Origin of the sequence: Methylopila musalis (genome assembly GCF_042679725.1) — a bacterium.
Taxonomy (GTDB): domain Bacteria; phylum Pseudomonadota; class Alphaproteobacteria; order Rhizobiales; family Methylopilaceae; genus Methylopila; species Methylopila musalis.
Window position 1 is genome coordinate 1 of sequence record NZ_JBHTMX010000361.1, and the last position, 1,294, is coordinate 1,294.

2 protein-coding genes are annotated in these 1,294 nt (G+C 74.7%); both read left to right on the plus strand.

Annotated features, from left to right (window positions below):
* Nucleotides 1–910 (plus strand): YncE family protein (locus ACFQ4O_RS17650; protein WP_378777696.1); only part of this gene is annotated, 910 nt, incomplete at its 5' end.
* Nucleotides 907–1,294 (plus strand): TraB/GumN family protein (locus ACFQ4O_RS17655; protein WP_378777698.1); only part of this gene is annotated, 388 nt, incomplete at its 3' end. The genes ACFQ4O_RS17650 and ACFQ4O_RS17655, both read left to right, overlap by 4 nt.

The window sequence follows — 1,294 nt, forward strand, 5'->3', positions numbered from 1 at the left end:
GTGCGCGGCCGGCGCCGGGACCGCGGCGGCGGAGCCCGTGATCGCCGTCGTCAGCCAGGCGGGGGCCACGCTCGGCTTCCTGCCGCTGACGCCGGGCGCGACGGACGAGCGCGTCACCATCGGCGAGACGCCGGCCGTGATCGCGGTCGGCCCCGACGGGCGCACGCTCTACGTCACCCATCCCGACAAGGGCCGCGTGTCGGTGCTCGACGCCGTCACGCGCCGGGTCGCCGCCTCCTTCGTGGTGAAGGGCTCGCCCTTCGGCGCGGCGGCGACGGAGGAGAACCTCTACGTCACCGACTGGAGCGGCAACGTGCTGCACCGGATCGACGTGGCCACCGGCGCGTCGGTGAACCAGGCGTCGGTCGGGCGCTCGCCCGCGGCGGTGATCCTCGACACGGCCGGCCGCCGCGCCTATGTGGCCGCCCGCGAGGCGGACGCGGTGTCGATCGTCGACCTCTCCACCATGACCGAGACCGGGCAGATCAAGGTCGGCCGCGCGCCCTTCGCGCTGGCGCTGTCGCCGGACGAGCGCCGGCTCTACGTCGCCAACGTCCAGAGCAACGATCTCTCGGTGGTGGACGTGGAGAGCGGGCAGGAGGTGAAGCGCGTGCCGCTCGGCAAGATGCCCTACGGCGTCGCGGTGACGCCGGACGGCGCGAGGCTCGCCGTCACCAACCAGCACGACGGCACGGTCTCGATCGTGGACGCCAAGTCCCTGACGGTGACCGCGACCGTGAAGGTCGGGTCCTATCCGGAAGGGATCGCCATCACGCCGGACGGCCGCTCCGCCGCCGTCGCCAACTGGTTCGACGACACCGTGTCGCTGATCGATCTCGATCAGGCCAAGATCGTCGAGACGCGCAAGACCGCGCAGGGTCCGCGCACGCTGCTGGCGCTCAACCCGTGAGGCGGGCCGCTTCGCGCCTCGCGAAGCGGCTGTCGCCCGCGCTCGTCGCGCTCGCCCTGCTGGCGGCGGGGCCCGCGCACGCCGCCCCGGCCCGCTGCCAGGGCAACGACCTCGTCGCCGCGCTGCGCGAGGAGGACCCCTCCCGCTACGCCGCCTTCGAGGCCGAGGGCCGGCGCACCCCCGACGCCGAGGGCCTGCTGTGGCGGCTGGAGAAGCCCGGCCTGCCGCCCTCCCACCTGTTCGGCACCATCCATCTCTCCGACGATCGGCTGAAGCCGCTCCCGGCGCCGGCGGCCGCGGCGATCTCCGGCGCCGGCCTCGTGCTGGTGGAGCCGAAGGAGGTCGCGGACCCGCAGGCCACCGCCGCGGCGCAGATGGCGGCCG